The sequence below is a fragment of the Microbacterium sp. genome (assembly GCF_039812165.1).
In the GTDB taxonomy this organism is placed as follows: domain Bacteria; phylum Actinomycetota; class Actinomycetes; order Actinomycetales; family Microbacteriaceae; genus Microbacterium.
In genome coordinates, this window is sequence record NZ_JBDIAB010000023.1 from 1 (window position 1) to 23,213 (window position 23,213).

Genomic DNA, 23,213 nt, shown 5'->3' on the forward strand with positions numbered 1-23,213 from the left:
ACGGCTCCCTCTTCTCGTGCGTCCGGCACGACCCGCGAGGGCGCGCCGCGAGCGCGCCGCCGGGTCGACGTGCGCGAGTGGCTCGGCGGCATCCGTCTGTCGGGCTTCATGATCATCATGCTGGGCCTCGTGATCCTCGCGGCGTTCGTGCTCGTGCCCACCGTCGGCACCTACCTCGACCAGCGGGCGCAGATCGCCGCGCTGGAGCGGTCCGTGCAGGCGACCGCCGAGCAGGTCGAGGCGCTCGAGGCCGAGCGCGACCGCTGGTCGGACCCCGCCTACATCACGACGCAGGCGCGCGAGCGGCTCTACTACGTGCGCCCCGGCGAGGTCGTCTACCTCGTCGACAACGACCTTCCCCGCTCGGCGATCCCCGAGGAGCGGCACGCGGTCAGCAAGGACGTCGAAGAGACCGAGACCGACTGGATGTCGCAGCTCGTGCGCTCGGTGACGGTCGCCGGCACCGCGCAGACGGTCTCGGTCGCGCCGGCGGGCTGATCGGTCCGGGTACCCTGAGCGGGTGAGCACGATGGCACTGACCCCCGCCGACGAGGCCGACCTGGCCGTCATGCGGGAGCAGCTGGGCCGTCCCATGCGCGGCGTCGTGGGTGTCGCCGCCCGCTGCGTGTGCGGCAACCCGACCGTCGTCGCGACCGCGCCGCGCCTGCCCGACGGCACCCCGTTCCCGACGTTCTACTACCTCACCCACCCGGCCGCGACCGCGGCGCTGTCGGTGCTCGAGGCCGGTCACGTGATGGCGGAGCTGCAGGCCGAGCTCGCCGACGACGAGGACCTCGCCGCGGCCTACCGCGGCGCGCACGAGGCGTACCTGGCCGACCGCGCGCGCTTCGGCGACGTTCCCGAGATCGCGGGCATCTCGGCCGGCGGGATGCCGGTGCGCGTGAAGTGCCTGCACGCGCTCGCGGCGCACGCGCTCGCCGCCGGACCCGGTGTCAACCCGATCGGCGATCGCGCCCTCGCGCGCTGCGGGTGGTCGCCCGACCGGTGCGCGTGCGCGCACCCCGCGCACTCCGTGCCGTCCGGGGCCGCGCCGTGATCGCCGGCGCCGTGCTGGCCGCCGTGCGCGCCCTCGCCGCCGCCGTCGTCGGCGTGCTGGCCGCCGGTGCGGCCGCTGTTCCGCACGACACGCGCCCCGACGCCGCGCGTGCGGCGGAGTACTGGCTCGACGACTACGGCATCCGCTCCGCGTGGCAGACCACGCGGGGGAGCGGCGTGACGATCGCGGTCATCGACACCGGCATCGGCCGTGACCCGGTCGAGTTCGCCGGCGCCGTCACCGGCGGGGCGGACTTCTCCGGCACCGGATCGGCCGACGGCCGCACGCCGGTGGGCGCGATCGACTCCAACCACGGCAGCTGGGTGGCCTCGCTGGCCGCCGCGCGCGGCACCGGATCGGGCACCGGCATGATCGGCGTCGCGCCCGAGGCGAGCCTGCTGTCGATCTCGGTCGGCTTCGGCGCGGCCGCATCCGTCCCCTTCGTCACGCAGGTGGCCGAGGCCATGAAGTGGGCGGTCGACAACGGGGCCGACATCATCAACCTGTCGTTCACGACGAACACGCTCGACTGGGACCGCAGCTGGGACGACGCGTTCCTGTACGCGTTCCAGCACGACGTCGTGGTCGTCGTCGCCGCCGGCAACCGGGGGAGCGGCACGAGCCGCGTGGGTGCGCCCGCCACGATCCCCGGCGTCCTGACCGTCGGCGGCGTGGACCGCTCCGGCTCGGCGAGCCTCGAGGCCTCGACGCAGGGCATCACGATCGGCATCTCGGCGCCCAGCGAGGAGCTCCTGGGCGTGTCGGCCGACGGCCAGCTCGTCGTGTGGAACGGCACGAGCGGCGCCGCTCCGATCGTCGCGGGCGTCGCGGCCCTCGTGCGCGCGGCGCACCCCGAGCTCGACGCCGCGAACGTCATCAACCGCATCATCCAGACCGCCACCCCGGTGTCCGACCGGCGTCCCGACGAGCTGTACGGCTGGGGGCTCGTGGATGCCGCGGCCGCCGTCTCGGCCGACGTCGCCCTCGTCTCCGAGAACCCGATGGGGAGCCTCGCCGAGTGGGTGCGGCTGTACCGGCGCGCCGAGGTCGACCCGAACGCGTCGCCGACCGCGTCGCCCGTCGAGGTGCCCGATCTCGCGGCGCCCGAGCAGGCGACGCGGCCGCTGTCTCCGCTGCTGCCGACGGAGGACACGCTCCGCTACGGCACCGTGCCTCTCGTGGGCGCGACGCTGGCCGCTATACTGGTCGCGCTTTGCGTCACTGCTGCAGTCCGGCGCATCAGGTCGGCCCGAACCCCCTACGGGCCACGTCGTTGATTCAAGGAGTTCTGCGAACCGTGACCACCACCGTGCCCAAGATCCTCATCGTCGGCGGCGGCTACGCCGGCTTCTATACGGCGTGGAAGCTCGAGAAGCATCTGCGCAAGGGGGAGGCGGAGGTCACCATCGTCGACCCGCTTCCCTACATGACCTATCAGCCGTTCCTCCCCGAGGTCGCGGCCGGCTCCATCGAGGCGCGGCACGCCGTCGTCGCCCTCCGCCGCCATCTCAAGCGGACCAACGTCATCACCGCGAAGGTCACCGGCATCGACCACGCGAACCGTGTCGCGACCATCACCCCCGAGCTGGGCGATCCGTGGCAGCAGGAGTACGACCAGATCGTCGTGACCGCCGGCGCCGTGTCGCGCACGTTCCCGATCCCGGGCATCGCCGACAACGCGATCGGCCTCAAGACGATCGAGGAGGCCGTCGCGATCCGCGACCGCCTGATGTCGAACTTCGACAAGGCGGCGACGCTCCCCCCCGGCCCGGAGCGCGACCGCCTGCTGACCGTCGTCGTCGTCGGCGGCGGGTTCGCGGGCATCGAGGTGTTCGCCGAGCTGCGCTCGCTCGCCTCGTCGCTGCTGAAGGAGTACCCGACGCTGGGCTTCGAGGACACGCACTTCCACCTCGTCGAGGCGATGGGCCGCATCATGCCCGAGGTGTCGCTCGAGACGAGCGAGTGGGTGCTGAAGAACCTCGCCACGCGCGGCGGCAACGTCCACCTCGACACGCAGCTCACGAGCGCCGTCGACGGCAACGTCACGCTCTCCACCGGAGAGGTCATCCCGTCCGACCTGATCGTGTGGACCGCGGGCGTCATGGCCAACCCGACGGTGGTGCGCGGCAGCGACCTGCCGGTCGAGGAGCGCGGTCGCATCCGCACCCGCCCCGACCTGCGCGTCGGCACCGCGGAGGAGTTCGTCCCGGGCGCCTGGGCGGCCGGCGACATCTCCGCCGTCCCCGACCTGACCGGCAAGGGCGTCGGCGGCTACTGCGTGCCGAACGCGCAGCACGCGGTGCGTCAGGCGAAGCTCCTCGCGAAGAACATCGCCGGCGACCTGCGCGGCGAGGCTCCGCGCGAGTACATCCACCACAACCTCGGTGCCGTGGCCGGTCTCGGCCTGTACACGGGTGTGTTCCAGTCCGGCAAGATCGCGCTCAAGGGCTTCATCGCGTGGTGCGCGCACCGCGGCTACCACGGTCTGGCCATGCCGTCGTGGGAGCGCAAGTGGCGCGTGCTGTGGGGCTGGTGGAACAACTTCTGGCTCGGTCGCGACCTCGTCAACCTGCAGTCGGTGCAGAACCCGCGCTACGTCTTCGAGGAGTTCGCGGCGCGCCCGCGTCCCGCGGTGACCGAGGCGCCGGCCGCCCCGGCTCCCGCGCCGGCGGCTCCGGCTTCGTCGCCCGCCGCCGCGAAGGCGGAAGCGGCGAGCTGACCGGCTAGCGTGGGGGTGCACTTCGGGTGCGCCCCCGTAGCCCAACGGCAGAGGCAGGCGACTTAAACTCGCTTCAGTCTGGGTTCGAATCCCAGCGGGGGCACGGGCCGTGCGGCGTCCATCGGATGCCGTGCGGCCCGTGCGCGTGTTGTCGTGAGGATTCCGTCCTGGGTGGGCCCACGCCGCCGGAGGCTCCGCGCGCCGTGAAGCGGCGCGTGGAGGGGCGGTGGGGACGAATCCCAGCGGGGGCACGGGCCGTGCGGCGTCCATCGGATGCCGTGCGGCCCGTGCCTGCGTCGTGGGTCGGGCTCGGCGCGGTATGGGAACGCGGGCGTGCGTACGGCGCGCTCGCAGAGGGTCTGCCCAGGTGCCGTGGATAGGATGAGCAGGACATCGAGGAGAGTGCAATGGAGTGGTTGATCCCGGTACTGATCGTCGTCGGCCTGGCGGCGATCGTCGGCATCTACCTGTGGGCGACCTACAACTCCCTGGTCGCCCTGAACGTCCGGGTCGACGAGGCCTGGAGTGACATCACCGTTCAGCTGAAACGCCGTGCCGACCTGCTCCCGAACCTCATCGAGACGGTCAAGGGCTACGCCTCGCACGAGAAGGCCGTGTTCGAGAACGTCACCCGAGCGCGTGCCGAGACGCTGTCGGCCTCCAGCCCCGGCGCGGCGGGGGTCGCCGAGGGACACATGCAGCAGGCCCTCAAATCGCTGTTCGCGGTGGCCGAGGCGTACCCGCAGCTGCAGGCGAGCCAGAACTTCCTCCAGCTGCAGCAGGCCGTGGTCGACACCGAGGACAAGATCCAGGCATCCCGTCGCTTCTACAACGGCGGCGTCCGCGAGCTGAACACCAAGATCAAGGTCTTCCCGAACAACCTGTTCGCCCGCAACCTCGGGTTCAGCGAGCGCGAGTTCTTCGAGGTCGTCGACGGCGCGGCCATCTCCGAGCCGCCCCGCATCCAGTTCTGAGGCACCTCAACCGGCCCGCTCGTGGCGGGGCGCTCCGAGCACTCCGGCGAGCTCGTCGGCGGCGTCGCCCCACCTCCCCACCGAGATCGACTCCAGTCCCTGCCAGCGGGCCGCGAGCCGCAGCTCGTCGGCCAGGCGCTCCGCCGCGTGCGGCGGCCGGCCGTGCTCCCACCACGCCGACTGCACGAGCAGGCGCGAGGTCGCCCGGTCGGCCTTGAGGTCGACGCGTCCCACGACGTCGTCGTCGACGAGCACCGGCAGCGAGTAGTAGCCGAAGCGGCGCTGGGATGCCGGCGTGTAGATCTCGATGCGGTAGTCGAACGCGAACAGGCGCGCGGCCCGATCGCGGAACCACACGACCGGGTCGAACGGGGTGAGGATCGCGGTCCGCTCGATGCGGCGTGGGCGCGCCGCATCCCGATGCCGCCATGCCGGCAGCGGTCGCCCGGCCGAGACCCAGCCGTCGACGTGGACGCGCTCGAGCTCGCCGGCGTCGGTGAGCTCGCCGAGGGCCGCGAGCACCGCGGGCCGGTCGCGCAGGCGCCAGTAGTCGGCGAGGTCGGATGCCGTCGCCACCCCGTACGCGCGTGCCGCGCGCCGCACCAGCTCGCGCACCGCGTCGGCGCGCGGGATCTCGACGCGCGCCGCATCGGGGATCACCTGCTCGGCGAGCGCGTACGTGCGCTCGAAGCCGCGGCGCTCCGCGATGGCGACGTCGCCGAACCACCACAGGTGCTCCAGGGCGGCCTTCACGACGTCCCAGTCCCACCAGGGGCCCCTCCGGGCGCGCCGCAGGTCGTGATCGAACTGCGCGGGCCGGAGCGGCCCGCGCTCGGCCAGCTCGGCGGTGACCCACGCCAGCACGTCGGCGTGGCGCTGGACGAACCCGTCCGGATCGGCGGCGCGGCGCGCGCGATGCTCCGCCATGCGGAACGCGAACAGCCCCCAGTCGCGGACCGGGATGAACGACGCCACGTGCGCCCAGAACTCGGTGTACGGCGCGCCGCGGCGGAAGAGGAGCCGGTCGAGCTGCGCGGTGTCGTACGCGCCCAGGCGCGAGAACAGCGGCAGGTAGTGCGAGCGGGCGAAGACGTTGACGGAGTCGATCTGCAGCGTCGCCATGCGCCCCAGGGCGCCGTGCAGGGCGCGCGTTCCCACTGCGGCCGGCCGGGCCCGCGCGAAGCCCTGCGCGGCGAGCGCGATCCGACGCGCCTCGGCGGCGCGCAGGACGGGGACGCCCCGCGCGGGGGCTGCGAACGGGGACGGTGCCGGCACGGTCGTCAGCCTACCCAGCACCCCGGACATTCCGACCGCGGCATGATGGCGCCCCGTAGACTGGCGGGATGAGCGGCTCCGATGAAAGGCCACGCGGTTCGTTCTTCGACGTCCTCCGGCAGATCACCGTCTCGACGGACTCGGCGTCGTCGGTGCCGCGGGGTCTGCGGGTCGCGACCGCCTACGCGTGGCGGTTCGCCGTCATCGCGCTCGCGATCGGCATCGCGATCTGGATCGTCATCCAGCTGAAGCTGCTGGTCATCCCGCTGATGATCGCTATCCTCGTGACCGCGCTCCTCTGGCCCGCCTTCACGTGGATGCTGCGTCGTCGCGTCCCGCGGTGGCTCGCGATCGTCGTGAGCATCCTCGGCACGCTCGCGATCGTGGGCGGCCTGGTGTTCCTGGTCGTGTGGCAGATCACGAGGGAGTGGAGCTCCGTCCAGGAGCGCACGGTCGCCGCGGTCGGCGAGCTGCGCCAGTACCTCATCGACGGGCCGCTCCATCTCACCCCCGGGCAGATCGACGACCTCCTCGCCCAGGCGTGGAGCTTCCTGCAGGAGCAGGCCGCGCTGCTGTGGAGCGGCGCGCTCGCGCTCGGATCGACGGTCGGGCACGTCGTGGCGGGCACCCTGCTCGCGCTCTTCATCCTCCTGTGCATCCTCGCCGACGGCGGCGGCATCTGGCGCTGGACGGTCGGCCTGTTCCCGCGCAAGGCCCGTGCCGCCACCGACGGCGCGGCGCGCGCCGGCTGGGTCACGGTCGTCAACTACGCGCGCACGCAGCTGCTCGTCGCGACGATCGACGCCGTCGGCATCGGGCTCGGCGCGTTCCTCCTCGGCGTGCCGCTGCCGATCCCGGTGGCCGTGCTCGTCTTCCTCGGCTCGTTCGTGCCGATCGTCGGTGCCGTCGTCACCGGCGCGCTCGCGGTGTTCCTCGCCCTCGTCTACAACGGCCCGTGGATCGCCCTGTGGATGCTCGTGGTGGTCCTCGGCGTGCAGCAGCTCGAGGGTCACGTGCTGCAGCCGCTGCTGATGGGCTCCGCCGTCAAGGTGCATCCGCTCGCGGTCGTGCTGGTGGTCGCCGGCGGCGCGATGATCGCCGGCATCCCGGGCGCGCTCTTCGCCGTGCCACTGGCCGCGTTCGCCAACGTCGTCGGCGTCTACCTCTCTCGAAGAGCCTGGGAGACCGGCGACAGTCCGCTGCCCGAAGACCTCATCTGGAGCACCGTTCCACGAAGCAGGAGAACACCCGAGTGACCCGCATCCCCACCCTGGCCGAGTTCGAGGATGCCGCGGCCGTCCTCCGTGGCGTCGTCTCGCACACGCCGCTCGAAGCCTCCGAGCACCTCTCCGACGTGCTCGGCGCACCCGTGTCCCTGAAGCTGGAGAACCTCCAGCGCACCGGATCGTTCAAGATCCGCGGGGCGACGTACCGGCTGTCGCGCCTCACGCCGCCGGAGCGCGCGGGCGGCGTCGTCGCGGCCTCGGCCGGCAACCACGCGCAGGGCGTGGCGCTCGCGGCGCAGAAGCTCGGCATCCCCGCGACGATCTTCATGCCGCTCGGCGTCCCGGTGCCCAAGCTCCTGGCCACGCGCGGCTACGGCGCCGACGTGATCCTCGACGGCGCGACCGTCGAGACGCCGCTGCGGCTCGCCGCGGAGTTCGCCGAGCGCACCGGCGCCGTGCTCATCCACCCGTTCGACCACCGCGACGTCATCATCGGCCAGGGCACGCTCGGCCTCGAGATACTCGACGACGCCCCCGAGGTCGAGACCATCATCATGGGGATCGGCGGCGGCGGGCTCATCGCCGGCGTCGCGGCCGCGGCCAAGGCGCGCGCCGCCGCGGCGGGACGCACCGTGCGCATCATCGGCGTGCAGGCCGAGAACTCCGCCGCCTACCCGGCGTCGCTGGCCGCGGGGGAGCCGCTCGAGGTCGCCACGACGCCCACGATCGCCGACGGCATAGCGGTGGCGCGTCCGGGCGACGTGCCGTTCGAGGTGATCCGTGAGCTCGTCGACGAGGTCGTGACGGTCACCGACGACGACATCGCCCGCGCCCTCCTCGTGCTCCTGGAGCGCGCCAAGCAGGTCGTCGAGCCCGCCGGCGCGGTCGGTGTCGCCGCGATCCTCGCCGGCAAGATCGCCGTCAGCGGCCCGACCGTCGTGATCCTCTCCGGCGGAAACATCGACCCCCTGCTGCTGCAGCGGGTCGTCGCGCACGGGCTCGCGGCATCCGGTCGCTACATGACGCTGCAGATCCCGCTGCCCGACCGTCCCGGTCAGCTCGCGCGCGTCGCGGAGCTCCTCGCCCTCGCGGGGGCCAACGTCATCGAGGCGCTGCACACGCGGCACGGCCAGGGCATGCAGATCAGCGAGGTGATCCTGCAGCTGAGCGTCGAGACCCGCGGCGAGGAGCACCGCCAGCGGGTCATCGCGCTGCTGGAGGAGGCGGGGTTCCAGCCCCGCATCGTCCCGGACTGAGCCCCGCGCCCTCCGGACCGGCTCAGCCGCCGGTGTAGGTCTCGACCTTGACGATCTGCACCGAGATCTCGCGGCCGTTCGGCGCGGTGTACGACGTCGCGTCGCCCTCCTTGAGACCGAGGATCGCCGCTCCGAGCGGCGACGCCTCGCTGTAGACGTCGAGGTCGGTGCCCGAGGCGATCTCGCGGCTGCCGAGGAGGAACACCTCTTCGCCGCCGGCGACGACCGCCGTCACGACGGTGCCGGACTCGACGACGCCGGTCGAGGTGGGAGCCTCGCTCACCTTGGCGGTCTTCAGCAGGTGCTGCAGGGTGCGGATGCGCGCCTCCTGCTTGCCCTGCTCGTCCTTCGCGGCGTGATAGCCGCCGTTCTCCTTGAGGTCGCCCTCCGCGCGGGCGGCCTCGATGCGCTTCGCGATCTCCTCCCGGCCCACGGTCGAGAGGTGCTCGAGCTCGGACGCGAGGCGGTCGTAGGCCTCCTGGGTGAGGAAGGTCACCGTGACATCGCTGGACACTTCGTCCTCCTTGCTTCAGACGGCGGCGCCGTCGTCCCTAAGTCAAACGCCCCGGCAGCGGGCCGGGGCGCATATATTCGGAACAGCTTACGGGATCCAGCAGGCGCTGACCAATCCGGCGGTGGCCTCGGCGACGGTCGGGATGGTCTCCTCATGGCGTCGCGTGTGGGCGTCGGATGCCGCGTACTCCACGACCCGCCACCCCACCACCCCGTGCTCGGTGTCCTGGGCCTCCAGGGCGCACGTGACCGGTGAGCCGGGCTGTGCCGTCACCTGGAACCGCACCGTGACGCTGTGCCGGTCGTGCACCTCGAACGCCGTGGCGTCCGCGTCGACCGCGGAGGCGGTGTTCGCGATCGTGAACCACGCGAGCACCGCGACGGCCGCCGCGGCGAGCGCGCCGCCGAGGATCCACACCGTGCGCTTCGAGCCCGACCGTCCGTAGCGGAGGTCGAGCTTCGACTGCACCGTGCTGCTCATCGGGCTCCCGGGTCGTTCTAGGCTGGAACTCCAGGCTATGCGACAGCCCCACGGAACGAGGACACATGCAGCTGCTGATGGCGACGGGCGCACCGGAGACGCCGATGCCGACGATGACCGTCGACCCCGCGGTGGTGACACCCGGTCTGGCCGGCTTCGTCGCGATCGCCGTCGTCGCGATCGCGGTCGTGCTGCTGCTGATCGACATGCTCCGCCGCATCCGGCGCGGCCGCTACCGGGCCCAGATCGCCGAGGAGCTCGACGCCGAGGAGCAGGCACGCGCGGCCGAGGAGGCCGCCGAGGTCGAGCGCGCCGCCGGGGCGGTCGACGACGGCGGAGACGACCGCGCCGGGGAGTCCGACGCGAAGCCCTGACGCCCCGCTGCGCCGCTCAGCCGCCGTGGTAGGCGGGCTCGAGCGCGATGAGCAGGCACGCGGTCCAGTGGCACAGGAACGCCAGGACCGTGCACACGTGGAAGATCTCGTGGAACCCGAAGTGCCCGGGCCACGGATTGGGTCGCTTCAGGGCGTACACGATCGCGCCGCCGGTGTAGAGCAGGCCGCCGACGACCACGAGCACCATCATCGCCGCGTTCGCCTGGAACAGCGGCACGATGTACATCACCGCGCCCCAGCCGAGCACCAGGTACAGCGCGACGTACAGCCAGCGCGGCGCGTGGATCCAGAAGACGCGGAAGAGGATGCCGAGGATCGTGCCGCCCCACACGAGCGACAGCAGCAGGGTCGCCTGCCGCGTCGGCAGCGCGAGCACCGCGATGGGCGTGTACGTGCCCGCGATCAGCAGCAGGATGTTCGCGTGGTCGATGCGCTTGAGGAGCGTGCGCGTGCGCGGCGACCACGTGAAGCGGTGATACAGCGCGGAGTTGCCGAACAGCAGCATCGAGGTGACCATGAACACCGCGCACGACCAGGTCGCCGCGGCGCCGTCGGCGAGGACGACCAGCACGATGCCCGCGGCGATCGCCACCGGGAACGTGCCGGCGTGGATCCAGCCGCGCCACGTGGGCTTCAACTCGACGTGCGAGCTCGTCGAGGCCGCGTCGATGAGCGGCAGCTGGGGCAGTGCCGCGTCGTCGGGCCGCGTCCTTCGGGTCACGGTTCGAGCGTACGCGCCGGCGCATGCCGCGGCATACATACGCGGCGGGGGCGAAGCGCTAACGTAGGCGTGTGGCAGGCGTCGTCTCTGGCAGGGGGAGGGGTCCCCTCTATCGCCTGTACGGGTCGCACCTGCGCCGCAACCTCACACCCGAGGTCGTGCCGCACCACGTCGCGATGATGATCGACGGCAACCGTCGGTGGGCGCGGCAGGCCGGCTACGCGACCGCCGCGCACGGCCACCGCGCCGGCGCGGCGAAGATGCACGAGTTCCTGCGCTGGTGCGACGACCTCGGCATCGGCGTCGTGTCGCTGTACCTGCTGTCGACCGACAACCTGCGCAAGCGCGACTCGAAGGAGCTCGCCGACCTCATCGAGATCATCGCCGAGCTCGCCGACGAGCTCTCGCGCGAACCGGGCTGGCGCGTGCAGCACGTCGGCCGCGCCGACCTCCTGCCGCGCGCGCTCGCCGGCGTGCTCGCGACCGCCGAGGAGCGCACGCGCGAGAACACCGGCCTGCACGTCAACCTCGCGGTCGGCTACGGCGGCCGCGGCGAGATCGTCGACGCGGTCCGCAGCATCATCGCCCAGCACCAGGACAACGGCGGGTCGCTCGAGGAGCTCGCCGCGAGCCTCACGCCCGAGCAGATCGGCGAGCACCTCTACACGGGCGGCCAGGCCGACCCCGACCTCGTGATCCGCACGTCGGGCGAGCAGCGGCTGAGCGACTTCCTCCTCTGGCAGTCCGCGCACAGCGAGTTCTACTTCGTCGAAGCCCTCGGCCCCGATCTGCGCGAGGTGGACTTCCTGCGCGCCATCCGTGACTTCGCGCGCCGCGACCGCCGGTACGGCGGCTGACGCCGTCCATCACACGCCGAGCTTCTCCTTCGTCGAAGCCCTCGGCCCCGATCTGCGCGAGGTGGACTTCCTGCGCGCCATCCGTGACTTCGCGCGCCGCGACCGCCGGTACGGCGGCTGACGCCGTCCATCACACGCCGAGCTTCTCCTTCGTCGAGCCGGCACCGACAGTTCACCCACCCGTAACGCGATGACAGCGTGTCGACGCGTGCCGCGTCGGCGGCCCGTCGTAGCGTCGAGGCACGGGCATGGTGCCCGTCGAGTCGACCTCACCGCGACTCGTGGATCCAGGTCGACTCGTGAACCGGGTGCACGCCCGGGGCGGGAGACGGTTGTGACCACACGAGCACCCGAGCATCGGCAGCGCACCACGACGGGGAACCACGCGGCAGAGCGCACGGACGACGACCAGCGTCTGCGCACCTATCTGCTCGACACGTCGGTGCTGCTGAGCGACCCGCGGGCGTTCTTCCGATTCGCGGAGCATTCCGTCGTGATCCCCGTCGTGGTGGTCACGGAGCTCGAGGGCAAGCGCCACGACCCCGAGATCGGATACTTCGCCCGTCAGGCGCTGCGTCACCTCGACGAGCTCCGCATCGAGCACGGACGACTGGACTTCCCGGTGCCGGTCGGCGTGGGCGGCACGCTGCGCGTCGAACTGACGAACGTCGACGCGTCCGTGCTGCCGGCCGGCATGCGGCTGAGCGACAACGACACGCGCATCCTCTCCGTCGCGATGCACCTCGCGCAGGAGGGTCAGGACGTCACGGTCGTCTCCAAGGACCTCCCGATGCGCGTGAAGGCCGCATCCCTCGGCATCCCGGCCGAGGAGTACCTCGCCGAGCAGGCCGTCGACTCCGGTTGGACCGGGATCGCGACGATCGACGTCTCGGGCGACGACATGAGCGACCTGTACGAGAGCGAGATCGGCGTCGGCGACGAGGTGCGCGGGCTGCCGGTGAACACCGGGCTCGTCATCCACTCCGAGCGCGGCTCGGCGCTCGGCAGGGTCACCGGCGACGGGGGCTACCGCCTCGTGCGCGGCGACCGCGACGTGTTCGGCCTGCACGGCCGGTCCGCCGAGCAGCGCATCGCGATCGACCTGCTGCTCGATCCCGAGGTCGGCATCGTCTCGCTCGGCGGGCGCGCCGGCACGGGCAAGTCGGCCCTCGCCCTGTGCGCGGGGCTCGAGGCCGTGCTGGAGCGCCAGCAGCAACGCCGCATCATCGTGTTCCGTCCGCTCTTCGCGGTCGGCGGGCAGGAGCTCGGCTACCTCCCCGGCGACCAGCAGGAGAAGATGAACCCGTGGGGGCAGGCGGTGTTCGACACGCTCGGCTCCGTCGTGTCGGGCAACGTCGTCGAGGAGGTCATGGCGCGGGGGCTGCTCGAGGTGCTGCCGCTCACGCACATCCGCGGGCGGTCGCTCCACGACGCCTTCGTGGTCGTCGACGAGGCGCAGTCGCTCGAGCGCAACGTGCTCCTCACGGTGCTGAGCCGCATCGGACAGAACTCGCGCGTCGTGCTCACCCACGACATGGGTCAGCGCGACAACCTGCGCGTGGGGCGCCACGACGGCATCGCATCGGTGATCGAGACCCTCAAGGGCCACGACCTGTTCGCCCACGTGACGCTCATGCGGTCCGAGCGGTCGGCGATCGCCGCGCTCGTGACCGACCTGCTGGAGGCCGACGAGCTGAGCTGAGCCGGGGGAGCGGAGGATGAATCCCAGTATGAGAGGAATCTCATCGCGATCTACTCCCGTCGGGGCGTCGGATCGGGGACGATAGAACTCACAAGGCGAGCCGGCACCTTTCCCCCGACCGGTGAGCCGAGAACAGATCACACTGGAGTGTCAGTCTTCTCCCCGGATACTGCCGCTCAGCCCCCGATGTCCCCCAGCATCGGGGGCTTCTTCTTGTGCCCGGTTCCATCGGTAGCCCTCTCCCCGAACGGTGAGGATGCGGTCCGATCCGAGCTTGGCGCGCAGATACCGCACGTACACGTCGACGACGTTCGAGCCGGGGTCGAAGTCCATGTCCCAGACGCGGCTGAGCAGCACCTCGCGGGTGAGGACCTCGTGCGGATGCCGGAGGAACTGCTCCGCGAGGGCGAACTCGCGCGCCGACAGGTCGACCTCGCGTCCGGCGACCGTCGCGCGGCGCGTCAGGATGTCGAGTGTCACGTCACCCTGCGCGAGGGCCACGGGGGGCACCGCGGCGCGGTCGCGGAGGCGCGACCGCACGCGCGCCATGAGCTCGGTGACCGCGAACGGCTTGGCGACGTAGTCGCTCGCGCCGGCGTCGAGGCCCTCGATCGTGTCGTGCGTGCCGCTGCGCGCCGTGAGCATGATCACCGGCACGTCGACGCCGCGTCCTCGCAGCGCGCGGAGCACCTCGAACCCGTCCATGGTGGGCAGCCCCACGTCGAGGACGACGAGGTCGACGCCGCCCTGCAGGATGCGCTCGACGGCCACGGGGCCGTCGTCGGCGGTCGCGGTGTCGTAGCCCTCGCCGCGGAGCGCCCGCGTGACGAGGGCGGTGATGTGGGGTTCGTCGTCGACGACGAGGATGAGGGTCATGCGGTGGTCTCCCATTGCAGTAGGACGTCGCCGGCACGGATCGGCGACGGGAGGGCGGCGGAGCCGGTCGGGATCTCCAGGGTGAACGTGACGCCCCCGCCCGGCGTGTCGGCGACCGCGCAGTAGCCGCCGTGAGCCTTGGCGATCGTGTCGACGATCGCGAGCCCCAGCCCCGAGCCGCCGACGGTGCGCTTGCCGGCGCCCCGGTCGAAGCGGCGGAAGATGCGGTGCCGCATCGCCGGGGGGATGCCGGGACCGTGATCGCGCACCCAGAGCTGCGCGCCGCCGGGATGCACGGCGCTGCCGAGCTCGATCGCGCTGTCGGCCGGGGTGTGCTTGGCGGCGTTGTCCGCCAGCTGCAGCCACGCCTGCAGCAGGCGATCGCCGTCGCCGCGGATGACGGCGTTCGTGGAGTGCTCGATGCTCCAGGTGTGGCCGGGGATGACCGTCACCAGCTCGGCGATGCGCTCGGTGAGGGCGGCCAGGTCGACCTCGCGCATGACGAACTGGTCGCCCTCGACGGCGGCGAGCAGGTCGATGTCGCCGATCAGCCGGGTCATGCGGTCGAGCTCGGCGATGCCGAGGTCGCGGATCGTCGAGACGTCCTCGGCATCCCGCGGGTCCATCACCTCGAGATGGCCGCGGATGATCGTGATCGGGGTCTTCAGCTCGTGGCGCACGTCGTCGAGCAGCCGCCGCTGCACCTCGAACGCGGTCTCGTCCGCCTCGGCACGTCCGGGGGTGTTCGCCGAGGTCGGCTCCTCCACGGCACGCGCGGGCTCCACGCGCGGGGCGGCCTCCATGGCGGCCTCAGAACCTCCGGGGGCTCCGGCGGCCGCCGGGCTCGCAGGTTCGGCGGCCGTCTCCTGTCGTGCGAGCGGAGCGGCGGGCTCTGCGCGGGCCGTGGGCGGCGGCACGGGCTCGGCCGCGACGCGGGGTGGCGGCGGATCGCGGTCGAGGAGCGCCCACGCGACCGCGGCGAGCGCGGCGAGCGTGATCACGACGCCGACCGCGTAGACGGCGATCGAGGCCCACGGCAGCGGCTGGCGCGCCAGCACCTGCACCGCGACGAGCCCGAGCGCGACCGCGACGAAGCCCGCGCTCACGACCATGAGGAGCACGCCCAGCGTCCGCGCGCGCTGGCGCTGCACCGGACGTGTGCGGATCACCCTCCGATTATCAACCCGGATGGGTCATCGAGAGGAGATCGAGCCGCTCGTCGAGCTGCTCCTCGGTGAGCTCGCCGCGCGCGACGTAGCCGAGGTCGAGCACCGCCTCGCGGACGGTGATGCCCTGCGCGACCGCGTGCTTGGCGATCTTGGCGGCCGCCTCGTAGCCGATCAGCTTGTTCAGCGGTGTGACGATCGACGGTGACATGCCCGCGTACGCGGCGGCGCGCTCGAGGTTCGCCTCGAGGCCGTCGATCGTCTTGTCGGCGAGCACCCGCATCGCGTTCGACAGCAGCCGGATCGACTCGAGGAGCGCCGTCCCCATGACCGGGATCGCGACGTTGAGCTCGAACGACCCCGAGGCGCCGGCCCACGCGACGGTGGCGTCGTTGCCGATGACCCGCGCGCACACCATGAGCGTGGCCTCGGGCACGACCGGGTTCACCTTGCCGGGCATGATCGACGACCCCGGCTGCAGGTCGGGGATGTGCAGCTCGCCGAGCCCGGTGTTCGGGCCCGACCCCATCCAGCGGATGTCGTTGTTGATCTTCGTGAGCGACACCGCGATCGTGCGCAGGGCGCCGGATGCCTCGACCAGCGCGTCGCGGTTGGCCTGCGCCTCGAAGTGGTCCTTCGCCTCGGTGATCGGCAGCTCGGTCTCCGCGGCCAGCAGCGCGATGACCTGCTGCGGGAACCCGAGCGGGGTGTTGATGCCGGTGCCCACGGCGGTGCCGCCGAGCGGCACCTCGCCGACGCGGGGGAGCACCGACTGCACGCGCTCGATGCCGAGGCGGATCTGCCGCGCGTAGCCGCCGAACTCCTGCCCGAGCGTCACCGGGGTGGCGTCCATGAGGTGCGTGCGGCCGGACTTGACGGCATCCCGCCACAGCTCGGCCTTGGCCTCGAGCGCCACCGCGAGGTGGTCGAGCGCCGGGATGAGGTCGTCGATGAGCGCCTGCGTGACCGCGATGTGCACCGAGGTCGGGAACACGTCGTTCGAGGACTGCGACGCGTTGACGTGGTCGTTCGCGTGCACGGTGCGGCCGAGCCGGCGCGAGGCGAGGGCGGCGAGCACCTCGTTCATGTTCATGTTCGACGACGTGCCCGAGCCGGTCTGGTACGTGTCCACCGGGAACTGGTCGTCGTAGGCGCCGGTGACGACGTCGTCGGCGGCGGCCGCGATCGCGTCGGCGATGTCGGGCGCGAGGGTGCCGAGCGCCTTGTTCGCGAGCGCCGCGGCCTTCTTGATACGGGCGAGCGCGGCGATCTGCGCCGACTCCAGGCCCGACCCCGAGATGGGGAAGTTCTCCACCGCGCGCTGGGTCTGCGCCGCGTACAGGGCGTCCTTGGGCACGCGGACCTCGCCCATGGTGTCGTGTTCGATGCGGTAGTCGATCTCGGTCACGGCGTCGTTTCTCCTTCGGATCTGGTTCTCAGGCGTCGACGGCGACGCCCACGGTGAAGTGCGGGACCGCGGTGCCCTCGGCCAAGCGGTAGTTCGCGCCGACGATGCCCAGACGCCCGTCCTCGACCGCGGCGCTGATGAGCTCGGACGAGTGCAGGAGTTCGGCGATCGTGTCGTGCAGGTGCTCGCGTCCGACGCGCTCGGCGTCGATGTCGGCCGTCTCGGAGAGGCGGGACGCGCGCTGCACACGGCGCACGGCGGGCACGATCGGCGCGATCAGGCGCCAGATGTGCGCGGGCAGTTCGGGCGCGTCGGAGCGCGTGCTGTCGATCGCGGCGCGCACGGCGCCGCAGCTGTCGTGACCGAGGACGACGATCAGCGGCACTTCCAGCACCGCCACCGCGTACTCGAGGCTGCCGACGACGGAGTCGGAGATCACCTGCCCGGCGTTGCGCACGACGAACAGGTCGCCGAGCCCCTTGTCGAAGATGAGCTCGGCCGCCAGTCGCGAGTCGGCGCAGCCGAACAGCGTCGCGATCGGCGTCTGGGCATGGGCGAGCTCGTGGCGGCGGTCGACGTCCTGCCGTGGGTAGAGCGGCTCGCCGGCGACGAAGCGGGCGTTGCCGCTGCGCATCTCGTCCCAGGCCTCCTGGGGTGTCGGGCGCGTGGTCACGATGCGTCCTCCTGCAGTGCGAGCAGCTGTGGGGCGAGTGCCGCCGCGGCGGTGGCCGCGGTCTCGGCGTCGGTCGATCCGTAGATGAGCACCGCGTCGGCGCCGACGCGGGTGGCGAGGGCGTACGAGACGTTGCCGACGCGGGCCGACTCGGGGATGGCGTAGCGATCCCACACGACGCCGTCGATCGTCACGGTCTCGTCGGGCGTCCGGCCGCCGACCGTGCGCGAGGCCCAGTCCTCCGGTGCGTCGAACGCCTGCGCGATGCGCAGGAAGCCGCTCGGGGGCGCGTACAGGACGGTCCAGGTGGGCGGCGTGCCGGTGCTGAGGTCGGCCTGGTTCACGCGCCATGCCTCGGGGAGCTCGGGCACCAGCACGGGTTGCTGCAGCGTCGCGGTGGCGTCCTCGGCCGCGGCCGCGACGTCGATCGGCGGACGCTCGGGCACCGAGCCGCGCGGCACCGCGAAGACGATCACGGCGACGACCGCGAGGGTGACCAGCAGGGCCGCGATCAGATTGCGGAAGTTCTGGCTCGAACGGTACGCCTGGGATGCCGCGGCCTTGCGGTCGGCGGTCTCCTCGGGCGTCTCGGGACGGCCGAGCTCGGCGACGATGCGCGGCGAGGGCGCCATCACGACTCCGTGGCGGCATCCGCCGCCCGGGTCTGGTCGAGCCGCCGCTTGGCGCCGAGGAGCCACTCCTCGCAGCGCGCCGCGAGGGCCTCGCCGCGCGTCCACAGCTCGAGCGAGTGTTCCAGCGTCGGGGCGCCCTGCTCGAGCTCGGCGACGACGCGCGCGAGCTCGTCACGCGCCTGCTCGAAGGAGAGGGTCGTGACGTCGGCCACAGCGTCGCGAGGCGAGGTCATGCCTCCATCTTAGAAGCGTGGACCTCGCCCTCCGAGCGCGCGGCGAACGATCCGCGTGCGACGGTGACGACCACCTCGGTGCCGGTGCCCGCCTGCGCCGCGTCGCGCACGATGACGCCGCCGTCGACGTGCGCGATCGCGTAGCCGCGCGCGAGCGTGGCGCCGGGCGAGAGCGCGCGCAGCGACGCGCGCAGCTCGGCGGTCGTCCGCGACGCGGCATCCAGCCGACGCCCGACGACGTCGCGGCCCCGCGCGGTCAGGAGGAACAGCTCGTGCGCCCGTCCGGCCAGCGACGACGCCGGGTCGCGCAGCACGGGCCGCGAGCGCAGCTGGTCGAGTTGGGCGAGGTCGTGGCCGATCCGGTGCGTCAGTCGCGTGCGCGCGCGGGAGCGCAGCTGCTCGACCAGCGCGCGCTGCTCCGCGACGTCGGGCACGACGCGCTTGGCCGCGTCGGTGGGGGTCGAGGCGCGGAGGTCGGCGACGTCGTCGAGGAGCGGATGGTCGTTCTCGTGGCCGATGGCCGAGACGACGGGGGTGGATGCGGCGGCCACCGCGCGCAGCAGCCGCTCGTCGCTGAAGCCGAGGAGCGTCTGCGGGTCGCCGCCGCCGCGCGCGATCACGATGACGTCCACGGCCGGGTCGGCGTCGAGGACCTTGAGCGCCGCGATCGTCTCGGGGACGCAGCGGTCGCCCTGGACGGCTGCGTGGATCGTGCGGAACCGCACGTGGGGCCAGCGCCGCTCGGCGTTGCGGTGCACGTCCTTCTCGGCGTCGCTGCGCTCGCCCGTGATCAGACCGATCACGTGCGGGAGGAACGGCAGCGGGCGCTTGCGCGCCGCATCGAACAGCCCCTCGGCCCGCAGCCGCGTGCGCAGCCGCTCGAGGCGCTCGAGCTGGTCGCCGAGGCCGGTGTGCCGCATCGCCGAGACCGTGAACGTGAAGTCGCCGGTCTTGACGAAGTAGTCGCTCTTCACGCACGCGACGACGCGATCGCCCGGCTTGAGGTCGTCCGGCAACCGCTGCAGCGTGCTCGACCACAGCCGGAACGAGATGAGCGCGTCGCTGCCGACGTCCTTGAGGCGGCCGAACACGTGCCCGCCGCGGACGTTCCACGCCGTGATCTCGCCCTCGACCCACACCGCGTTCCACCGCTGCACGAAGTCGCGGATCGTCTCGTTCAGGCGCGAGACCGAGGTCGGCGTCTGCGGCGACGAGTCGCGCGGGTGCACCGCGTCGGGCGGCGGGGTCTCGCCGGGCTGCGTCTGGAACGACGTCATGGCCTGCCTTCCGTGCGGTCTCGTGCGGCGCCGCGGCCCGTGCGGCCTCGGTGTTCGATCAGGCGTCACCTCGTAGAATCGACGCGTGACCTCTTCCGCCGTGCGCCTTCCCGTGCCCACCGTGCTGGCCGCACGGATCCCGGGCCCGCGCGGGCGGCTCCAGGATAACCCGGTGCCCGGACACAAGCGGGTGCTGCTCGCGTCGCCGCGCGGCTACTGCGCGGGCGTCGACCGGGCCGTCGTCGCGGTCGAGAAGGCGCTGGAGCGCTTCGGCGCGCCGGTGTACGTGCGCAAGCAGATCGTGCACAACGTCCACGTCGTCACCGAGCTCGAGGCGCAGGGCGCGATCTTCGTCGACGAGGTCGACGAGGTCCCGGAGGGCGCCCACGTCGTGTTCAGCGCGCACGGGGTGTCGCCGGCGGTGGTGTCCGCGGCATCCGATCGGGGCCTTCTCGCGATCGACGCGACGTGCCCGCTCGTCACCAAGGTGCACCGCGAGGCGGTGCGGTTCGCCCGCAGCGACCACGAGATCCTGCTGATCGGCCACGCCGGTCACGAGGAGGTCGAGGGCACCGCGGGCGAGGCCCCCGGTCACGTCACGATCGTGAACTCTCCCGCCGAGGCCGACACCGTCGAGGTGCGCGACCCGTCGAGGGTCGTGTGGCTCTCGCAGACCACGCTGTCGGTCGACGAGACCATGGAGACCGTCCGCCGGCTGCGCGACCGCTTCCCGCAGCTGCAGGACCCGCCCTCGGACGACATCTGCTACGCGACGCAGAACCGGCAGGTCGCGATCAAGAAGGTCGCCCGCGACGCCGACCTCGTGATCGTCGTCGGGTCGGCGAACTCGTCGAACAGCGTGCGCCTGGTCGAGGTCGCCCTCGAGCACGGCGCCAAGGCCGCCTACCGCGTCGACTACGCCGACGAGATCCAGCAGTCCTGGCTCGACGACGTCGCCACGGTGGGGGTCACGAGCGGGGCGTCGGTGCCGGAGGTGCTCGTCCAAGAGGTGCTGGCCGAGCTCGCCGCCGCCGGCTACGCCGACGTCGAGGACGTGCGCACCGCGGAGGAGGACCTCATGTTCTCGCTCCCGAAGGAGCTGCGGCAGGATGCCGCGGGCCGCCGCGACGAGCGGGCCCTGGGCGGACGGGCACGCGCATGAGCACCCCCGAGCCGCACCCGCGTCCGCGCTACGGCGAGTACGCGACGCCCGAGGAGCAGCGGGCGCGCATCGAGCATTCCGGCGGCGTCGAGAGCACCGCGGCGCCCGTGCCCGCGCCCGTCGAGCATCCGCACCCGCCGACGGGGCCGGCCACGACGACGGCCGCGCGGCCCTCGCGCAGGGCCGACCGCATCGCGACGATCGTGCTGCTCGCGTACGGCCTGTTCACGGTGGTGACCGCGATCCCGCAGCTGATCGACTTCCCCGCGTTCGCCGAGACGTGGATGGGCATGGTCGGGATCGACGAGCCGTTCACGAACTTCGAGCAGGGCCGCACGTGGGGCATGCTCTCCGCGGTCGCCTTCGCGGGCGGCTGGCTGGCGACGGCGTCCTGGTCGTGGCGCTCGCTCACGCGCCGCCGCATCACGTGGTGGATCCCGCTCGTGGGGGCGATCGTGTCGTTCGTGCTCGCGAGCGCCTGCCTCACCGTTCCCCTGCTGGGCGACCCGGCCATCGCCGGCTACTTCGCCGCGCGCGGCTGAGCCCGCGCGGTATCGTGGCGGGCATGCCCCGACTCCTCGCCGTCTGCGTCGTCCACGGGCTGCGACCGGATGCCGGCTCGGTCGGGGTCACCGCGATCGACAAGCGGCCGGTCGAGGGCCCCGTCCGCATCGGCTCCTACGGCGTCTACGCCGACGTCCAGGCCGACCGCAAGCACCACGGCGGGCTCGACAAGGCGCTGTACGCGTACGCGCAGGAGGACGCCGAGTTCTGGGCCGACGAGCTCGGCCGACCCCTGCCGCCGGGCTTCTTCGGCGAGAACCTCCGCACCGAGGGCATCGACGTCAACGCCGCGCGCATCGGCGAGGTGTGGCGGATCGGCGAGCGCGTCGAGGTCGCGGTGACCATGCCGCGGACTCCCTGCCAGACCTTCGCCCGCTGGGTGGGCGGCGACGACGAGCAGGGCTGGGTCAAGCGCTTCTCGCGCGAGCGCCGGCTCGGGCCGTACCTGCGCGTCGTGTCGGGCGGACGTGTGCAGGCGGGCGACGAGATCGTCGTCGTCTCGCGCCCCGACGGCGCCCCGACGATCCTGGACGTCTACCGCGGTCCCTGACCCGCTCCCCGCATCCGCAGCGCTCCACTCGGCGACCTCCGCCGCGAGACTCCATCGGTGCGTCGAGACTGCGTGCTGGGCGTGCATTCTCGACGCACCAGTGGCTTCTCGCGGTCGGTGGGACTCACGATCCGACGAGGCCGCCCCACACCGCGCGGGCGCCGGAGTCGCCGATCAGCACGATCGTGATCAGCGTGCCCGCGCCGACCGCCGTCGCCGCGACCGCGAGCACGACGCCGACCGCGCGCGTGCCGCCGCCGCGCCTCGCGACGCGGGGGCGGCCGAACCGGTACCACGCCCACTGCGCGGCCGACACGACGAACAGCGCGATCGCCCACGGCAGCAGCATGAGCCCGAGCGCGTGGTGGCGCTCGACCGCGGGGGTGGGTCCGACGACGATCGCCAGCGCCTGTCCGGCCGCGACGGTGATCGGCACGAGCACGAGCACCGCGAGCGCCGCGAGCGGCGTCACGACGCCCAGGCGCCGTCGCGCGGCCGGCCAGAACGCGCCGAGCAGCAGCGCCAGCACGGTGAGCGGGGTGAGGACGACGACGGCGTGCACCAGCAGCGGGTGGAGGGGAAGGCCGGCGACCTCGAAGGGGCCGGCCTGCGCGATGCGGTCCATACTCGGAGAACGAGGACGGACGCCGGAGGGTTCACGTGAACCCTCCGGGCCCCGCTCTCGTGTTCCCTGCGGGGAGGTGACGATGTCGGCGGACGGAGCGAGGCGTCTCGAGGCGCTCTTCGACGCGCACGCCGGTCCCCTGTGGCGCTACGTCGTCCACCTGACCGGCGATCGCGGGGGCGCCGACGACGTGGTGCAGGAGACGCTGCTGCGGGCGTGGCGGACGCCTCGGATCCTGGAGCAGGATCCTGCCTCGACGCGGTCGTGGATGTTCACGGTCGCGCGCCACCTCGTCATCGACGATGTGCGCAGCGCGCACCACCGCCGCGAGATCGCGGTGGCCGACACGCCGGAGGTGGCGACGACGGATGCCACCGACGCGCTCTTCGAGGCGATCCTCGTGGAGGAGGCGCTCGTGGCGCTGTCGCCCGAGCATCGCGTCGTGATCGTCCGCGCCTACTTCGGCGGGGCGACGATCGCGGAGATCGCCGTGGAGCTCGGCATCCCGGAGGGGACGGTCAAGTCGCGGCTGCACTACGGACTGCGGGCGCTGCGTCTCGCGCTGCAGGAGAAGGGGGTGACCCGATGAACGCCGACCACGCGCGCTTCGCGGAGGACGACGCCGCGTACATCCTCGGCGCCCTGTCGCCGACACGGCGGCGCGAGTTCGAGGAGCACCTGGCGGACTGCGACGCGTGCCGCGCCGCGGTCGTCGAGCTGACCTCCACGACCGCGCTGTTGGCGCGCGTGGCGCCGGCGCGGGCGTCGTCGCTCATCGGCGAGCGCGGCGAGGCGGACGAGGCCGGTCCGGTCCCCGGCGCGGACGCGGCCGGAGTCGGCGATGCAGGCGGCGGCGGTGGTCCGGCGGGCG

At 72.5% G+C, this 23,213-nt stretch carries 27 protein-coding genes and 1 tRNA gene; 16 read left to right on the top strand and 12 right to left on the bottom strand.

Annotation, left to right across the window (positions count from 1 at the left end):
• Window positions 1-69 precede the first annotated feature (69 nt).
• The 6 genes from WML84_RS03555 (at window position 70) to WML84_RS03580 (ending at window position 4,750) form a co-directional block, all read left to right on the top strand.
• Complete coding sequence (locus tag WML84_RS03555; RefSeq protein WP_347344786.1) at window positions 70-498, top strand: septum formation initiator family protein; 429 nt, start codon at window positions 70-72, stop codon at window positions 496-498.
• Between the two features lie 70 nt (window positions 499-568).
• A complete protein-coding gene (locus tag WML84_RS03560; protein WP_347344787.1) occupies window positions 569-1,057 on the top strand; it encodes a DUF501 domain-containing protein in 489 nt (162 codons plus the stop codon).
• 56 nt (window positions 1,058-1,113) lie between these two features.
• Window positions 1,114-2,334, top strand: coding sequence for a S8 family serine peptidase (locus tag WML84_RS03565; RefSeq protein WP_347344788.1), 1,221 nt, complete (start codon window positions 1,114-1,116; stop codon window positions 2,332-2,334).
• Window positions 2,335-2,366: 32 nt separating this feature from the next.
• Window positions 2,367-3,776 carry an FAD-dependent oxidoreductase gene (locus WML84_RS03570; protein ID WP_347344789.1) on the top strand — a complete coding sequence of 470 codons (1,410 nt, stop codon included), beginning with the start codon at window positions 2,367-2,369 and terminating at the stop codon, window positions 3,774-3,776.
• Window positions 3,777-3,806: 30 nt separating this feature from the next.
• A tRNA-Leu gene (locus tag WML84_RS03575) sits at window positions 3,807-3,879 on the top strand.
• 304 nt (window positions 3,880-4,183) lie between these two features.
• Window positions 4,184-4,750 carry a LemA family protein gene (locus WML84_RS03580; protein WP_347344766.1) on the top strand — a complete coding sequence of 189 codons (567 nt, stop codon included), beginning with the start codon at window positions 4,184-4,186 and terminating at the stop codon, window positions 4,748-4,750.
• A 6-nt stretch (window positions 4,751-4,756) separates the two neighbouring features.
• Here WML84_RS03580 and WML84_RS03585 read toward each other — a convergent pair whose 3' ends face one another.
• Entirely contained in the window at window positions 4,757-6,025 is a 1,269-nt protein-coding gene (locus WML84_RS03585) for a crosslink repair DNA glycosylase YcaQ family protein (RefSeq protein ID WP_347344767.1), read from the bottom strand.
• A gap of 68 nt (window positions 6,026-6,093) precedes the next feature.
• On the opposite strand from WML84_RS03585, the gene WML84_RS03590 reads away from it, so the two are divergent.
• Complete coding sequence (locus tag WML84_RS03590) at window positions 6,094-7,281, top strand: AI-2E family transporter (RefSeq protein ID WP_347344768.1); 1,188 nt, start codon at window positions 6,094-6,096, stop codon at window positions 7,279-7,281.
• The gene (ilvA, locus tag WML84_RS03595; RefSeq protein ID WP_347344769.1) at window positions 7,278-8,507 is read left to right on the top strand and encodes a threonine ammonia-lyase; all 1,230 of its coding nucleotides are present in this window, start codon (window positions 7,278-7,280) and stop codon (window positions 8,505-8,507) included. Before WML84_RS03590 ends, ilvA begins: the two co-directional genes overlap by 4 nt.
• 22 nt (window positions 8,508-8,529) lie before the next feature.
• On the opposite strand, the gene greA is transcribed toward ilvA, so the two are convergent.
• Together greA and WML84_RS03605 are read right to left on the bottom strand one after the other, a co-directional pair.
• Window positions 8,530-9,021, bottom strand: a complete 492-nt coding sequence (greA, locus tag WML84_RS03600) for a transcription elongation factor GreA (RefSeq protein ID WP_347344770.1) — start codon at window positions 9,019-9,021, stop codon at window positions 8,530-8,532.
• Window positions 9,022-9,108: 87 nt separating this feature from the next.
• Window positions 9,109-9,501 carry a DUF4307 domain-containing protein gene (locus tag WML84_RS03605; RefSeq protein WP_347344771.1) on the bottom strand — a complete coding sequence of 131 codons (393 nt, stop codon included), beginning with the start codon at window positions 9,499-9,501 and terminating at the stop codon, window positions 9,109-9,111.
• A 65-nt stretch (window positions 9,502-9,566) separates the two neighbouring features.
• Between WML84_RS03605 and WML84_RS03610 the strand changes: the two genes are divergently transcribed.
• Window positions 9,567-9,875: a hypothetical protein gene (locus WML84_RS03610; protein WP_347344772.1), complete on the top strand. Its 309-nt coding sequence runs from the start codon at window positions 9,567-9,569 to the stop codon at window positions 9,873-9,875.
• A 16-nt stretch (window positions 9,876-9,891) separates the two neighbouring features.
• Here WML84_RS03610 and WML84_RS03615 read toward each other — a convergent pair whose 3' ends face one another.
• Window positions 9,892-10,584, bottom strand: a complete 693-nt coding sequence (locus tag WML84_RS03615) for a hemolysin III family protein (RefSeq protein ID WP_347344790.1) — start codon at window positions 10,582-10,584, stop codon at window positions 9,892-9,894.
• A gap of 104 nt (window positions 10,585-10,688) precedes the next feature.
• On the opposite strand from WML84_RS03615, the gene WML84_RS03620 reads away from it, so the two are divergent.
• Entirely contained in the window at window positions 10,689-11,474 is a 786-nt protein-coding gene (locus WML84_RS03620) for an isoprenyl transferase (protein WP_347344773.1), read from the top strand.
• A 334-nt stretch (window positions 11,475-11,808) separates the two neighbouring features.
• Complete coding sequence (locus WML84_RS03625) at window positions 11,809-13,176, top strand: PhoH family protein (RefSeq protein WP_347344774.1); 1,368 nt, start codon at window positions 11,809-11,811, stop codon at window positions 13,174-13,176.
• 150 nt (window positions 13,177-13,326) lie between these two features.
• On the opposite strand, the gene WML84_RS03630 is transcribed toward WML84_RS03625, so the two are convergent.
• The 7 genes from WML84_RS03630 to xseA are packed head-to-tail and all read right to left on the bottom strand — an operon-like array spanning window position 13,327 to window position 19,441.
• The gene (locus tag WML84_RS03630) at window positions 13,327-14,052 is read right to left on the bottom strand and encodes a response regulator transcription factor (RefSeq protein WP_347344775.1); all 726 of its coding nucleotides are present in this window, start codon (window positions 14,050-14,052) and stop codon (window positions 13,327-13,329) included.
• Window positions 14,049-15,221, bottom strand: a complete 1,173-nt coding sequence (locus tag WML84_RS03635; protein WP_347344776.1) for a HAMP domain-containing sensor histidine kinase — start codon at window positions 15,219-15,221, stop codon at window positions 14,049-14,051. The genes WML84_RS03630 and WML84_RS03635 overlap by 4 nt, the downstream gene beginning before the upstream one ends.
• 10 nt (window positions 15,222-15,231) lie before the next feature.
• A complete protein-coding gene (locus tag WML84_RS03640) occupies window positions 15,232-16,626 on the bottom strand; it encodes a class II fumarate hydratase (protein WP_347344777.1) in 1,395 nt (464 codons plus the stop codon).
• A 28-nt stretch (window positions 16,627-16,654) separates the two neighbouring features.
• The gene (locus WML84_RS03645) at window positions 16,655-17,260 is read right to left on the bottom strand and encodes a carbonic anhydrase (RefSeq protein WP_347344791.1); all 606 of its coding nucleotides are present in this window, start codon (window positions 17,258-17,260) and stop codon (window positions 16,655-16,657) included.
• A gap of 35 nt (window positions 17,261-17,295) precedes the next feature.
• Window positions 17,296-17,931 carry a DUF4245 family protein gene (locus WML84_RS03650; protein WP_347344778.1) on the bottom strand — a complete coding sequence of 212 codons (636 nt, stop codon included), beginning with the start codon at window positions 17,929-17,931 and terminating at the stop codon, window positions 17,296-17,298.
• Window positions 17,931-18,164, bottom strand: a complete 234-nt coding sequence (locus WML84_RS03655) for an exodeoxyribonuclease VII small subunit (protein ID WP_347344779.1) — start codon at window positions 18,162-18,164, stop codon at window positions 17,931-17,933. Before WML84_RS03655 ends, WML84_RS03650 begins: the two co-directional genes overlap by 1 nt.
• Window positions 18,161-19,441 carry an exodeoxyribonuclease VII large subunit gene (xseA, locus tag WML84_RS03660; protein ID WP_347344780.1) on the bottom strand — a complete coding sequence of 427 codons (1,281 nt, stop codon included), beginning with the start codon at window positions 19,439-19,441 and terminating at the stop codon, window positions 18,161-18,163. The genes WML84_RS03655 and xseA overlap by 4 nt, the downstream gene beginning before the upstream one ends.
• 136 nt (window positions 19,442-19,577) lie before the next feature.
• On the opposite strand from xseA, the gene WML84_RS03665 reads away from it, so the two are divergent.
• Genes WML84_RS03665 through WML84_RS03675 form a run of 3 tightly spaced genes read left to right on the top strand, consistent with a single transcriptional unit; the run spans window position 19,578 to window position 21,717 of the window.
• On the top strand, window positions 19,578-20,603 hold the full coding sequence (locus tag WML84_RS03665) for a 4-hydroxy-3-methylbut-2-enyl diphosphate reductase (RefSeq protein ID WP_347344792.1): 1,026 nt from the start codon (window positions 19,578-19,580) through the stop codon (window positions 20,601-20,603).
• Window positions 20,600-21,145, top strand: coding sequence for a DUF6264 family protein (locus WML84_RS03670; protein WP_347344781.1), 546 nt, complete (start codon window positions 20,600-20,602; stop codon window positions 21,143-21,145). The genes WML84_RS03665 and WML84_RS03670 overlap by 4 nt, the downstream gene beginning before the upstream one ends.
• A 23-nt stretch (window positions 21,146-21,168) precedes the next feature.
• The gene (locus tag WML84_RS03675; protein WP_347344782.1) at window positions 21,169-21,717 is read left to right on the top strand and encodes an MOSC domain-containing protein; all 549 of its coding nucleotides are present in this window, start codon (window positions 21,169-21,171) and stop codon (window positions 21,715-21,717) included.
• A 124-nt stretch (window positions 21,718-21,841) separates the two neighbouring features.
• Here the strand turns inward: WML84_RS03675 and WML84_RS03680 are convergent, their stop codons facing one another.
• Window positions 21,842-22,342 (bottom strand): DUF2231 domain-containing protein, encoded by a 501-nt coding sequence (locus WML84_RS03680; RefSeq protein ID WP_347344783.1) that lies wholly within the window; start codon window positions 22,340-22,342, stop codon window positions 21,842-21,844.
• An 82-nt stretch (window positions 22,343-22,424) separates the two neighbouring features.
• Between WML84_RS03680 and WML84_RS03685 the strand changes: the two genes are divergently transcribed.
• Together WML84_RS03685 and WML84_RS03690 are read left to right on the top strand one after the other, a co-directional pair.
• Complete coding sequence (locus WML84_RS03685; RefSeq protein WP_347344784.1) at window positions 22,425-22,931, top strand: sigma-70 family RNA polymerase sigma factor; 507 nt, start codon at window positions 22,425-22,427, stop codon at window positions 22,929-22,931.
• Window positions 22,928-23,213, top strand: a 286-nt coding sequence (locus tag WML84_RS03690) for a zf-HC2 domain-containing protein (RefSeq protein WP_347344785.1), incomplete at its 3' end; no start/stop codon positions are given. The genes WML84_RS03685 and WML84_RS03690, both read left to right, overlap by 4 nt.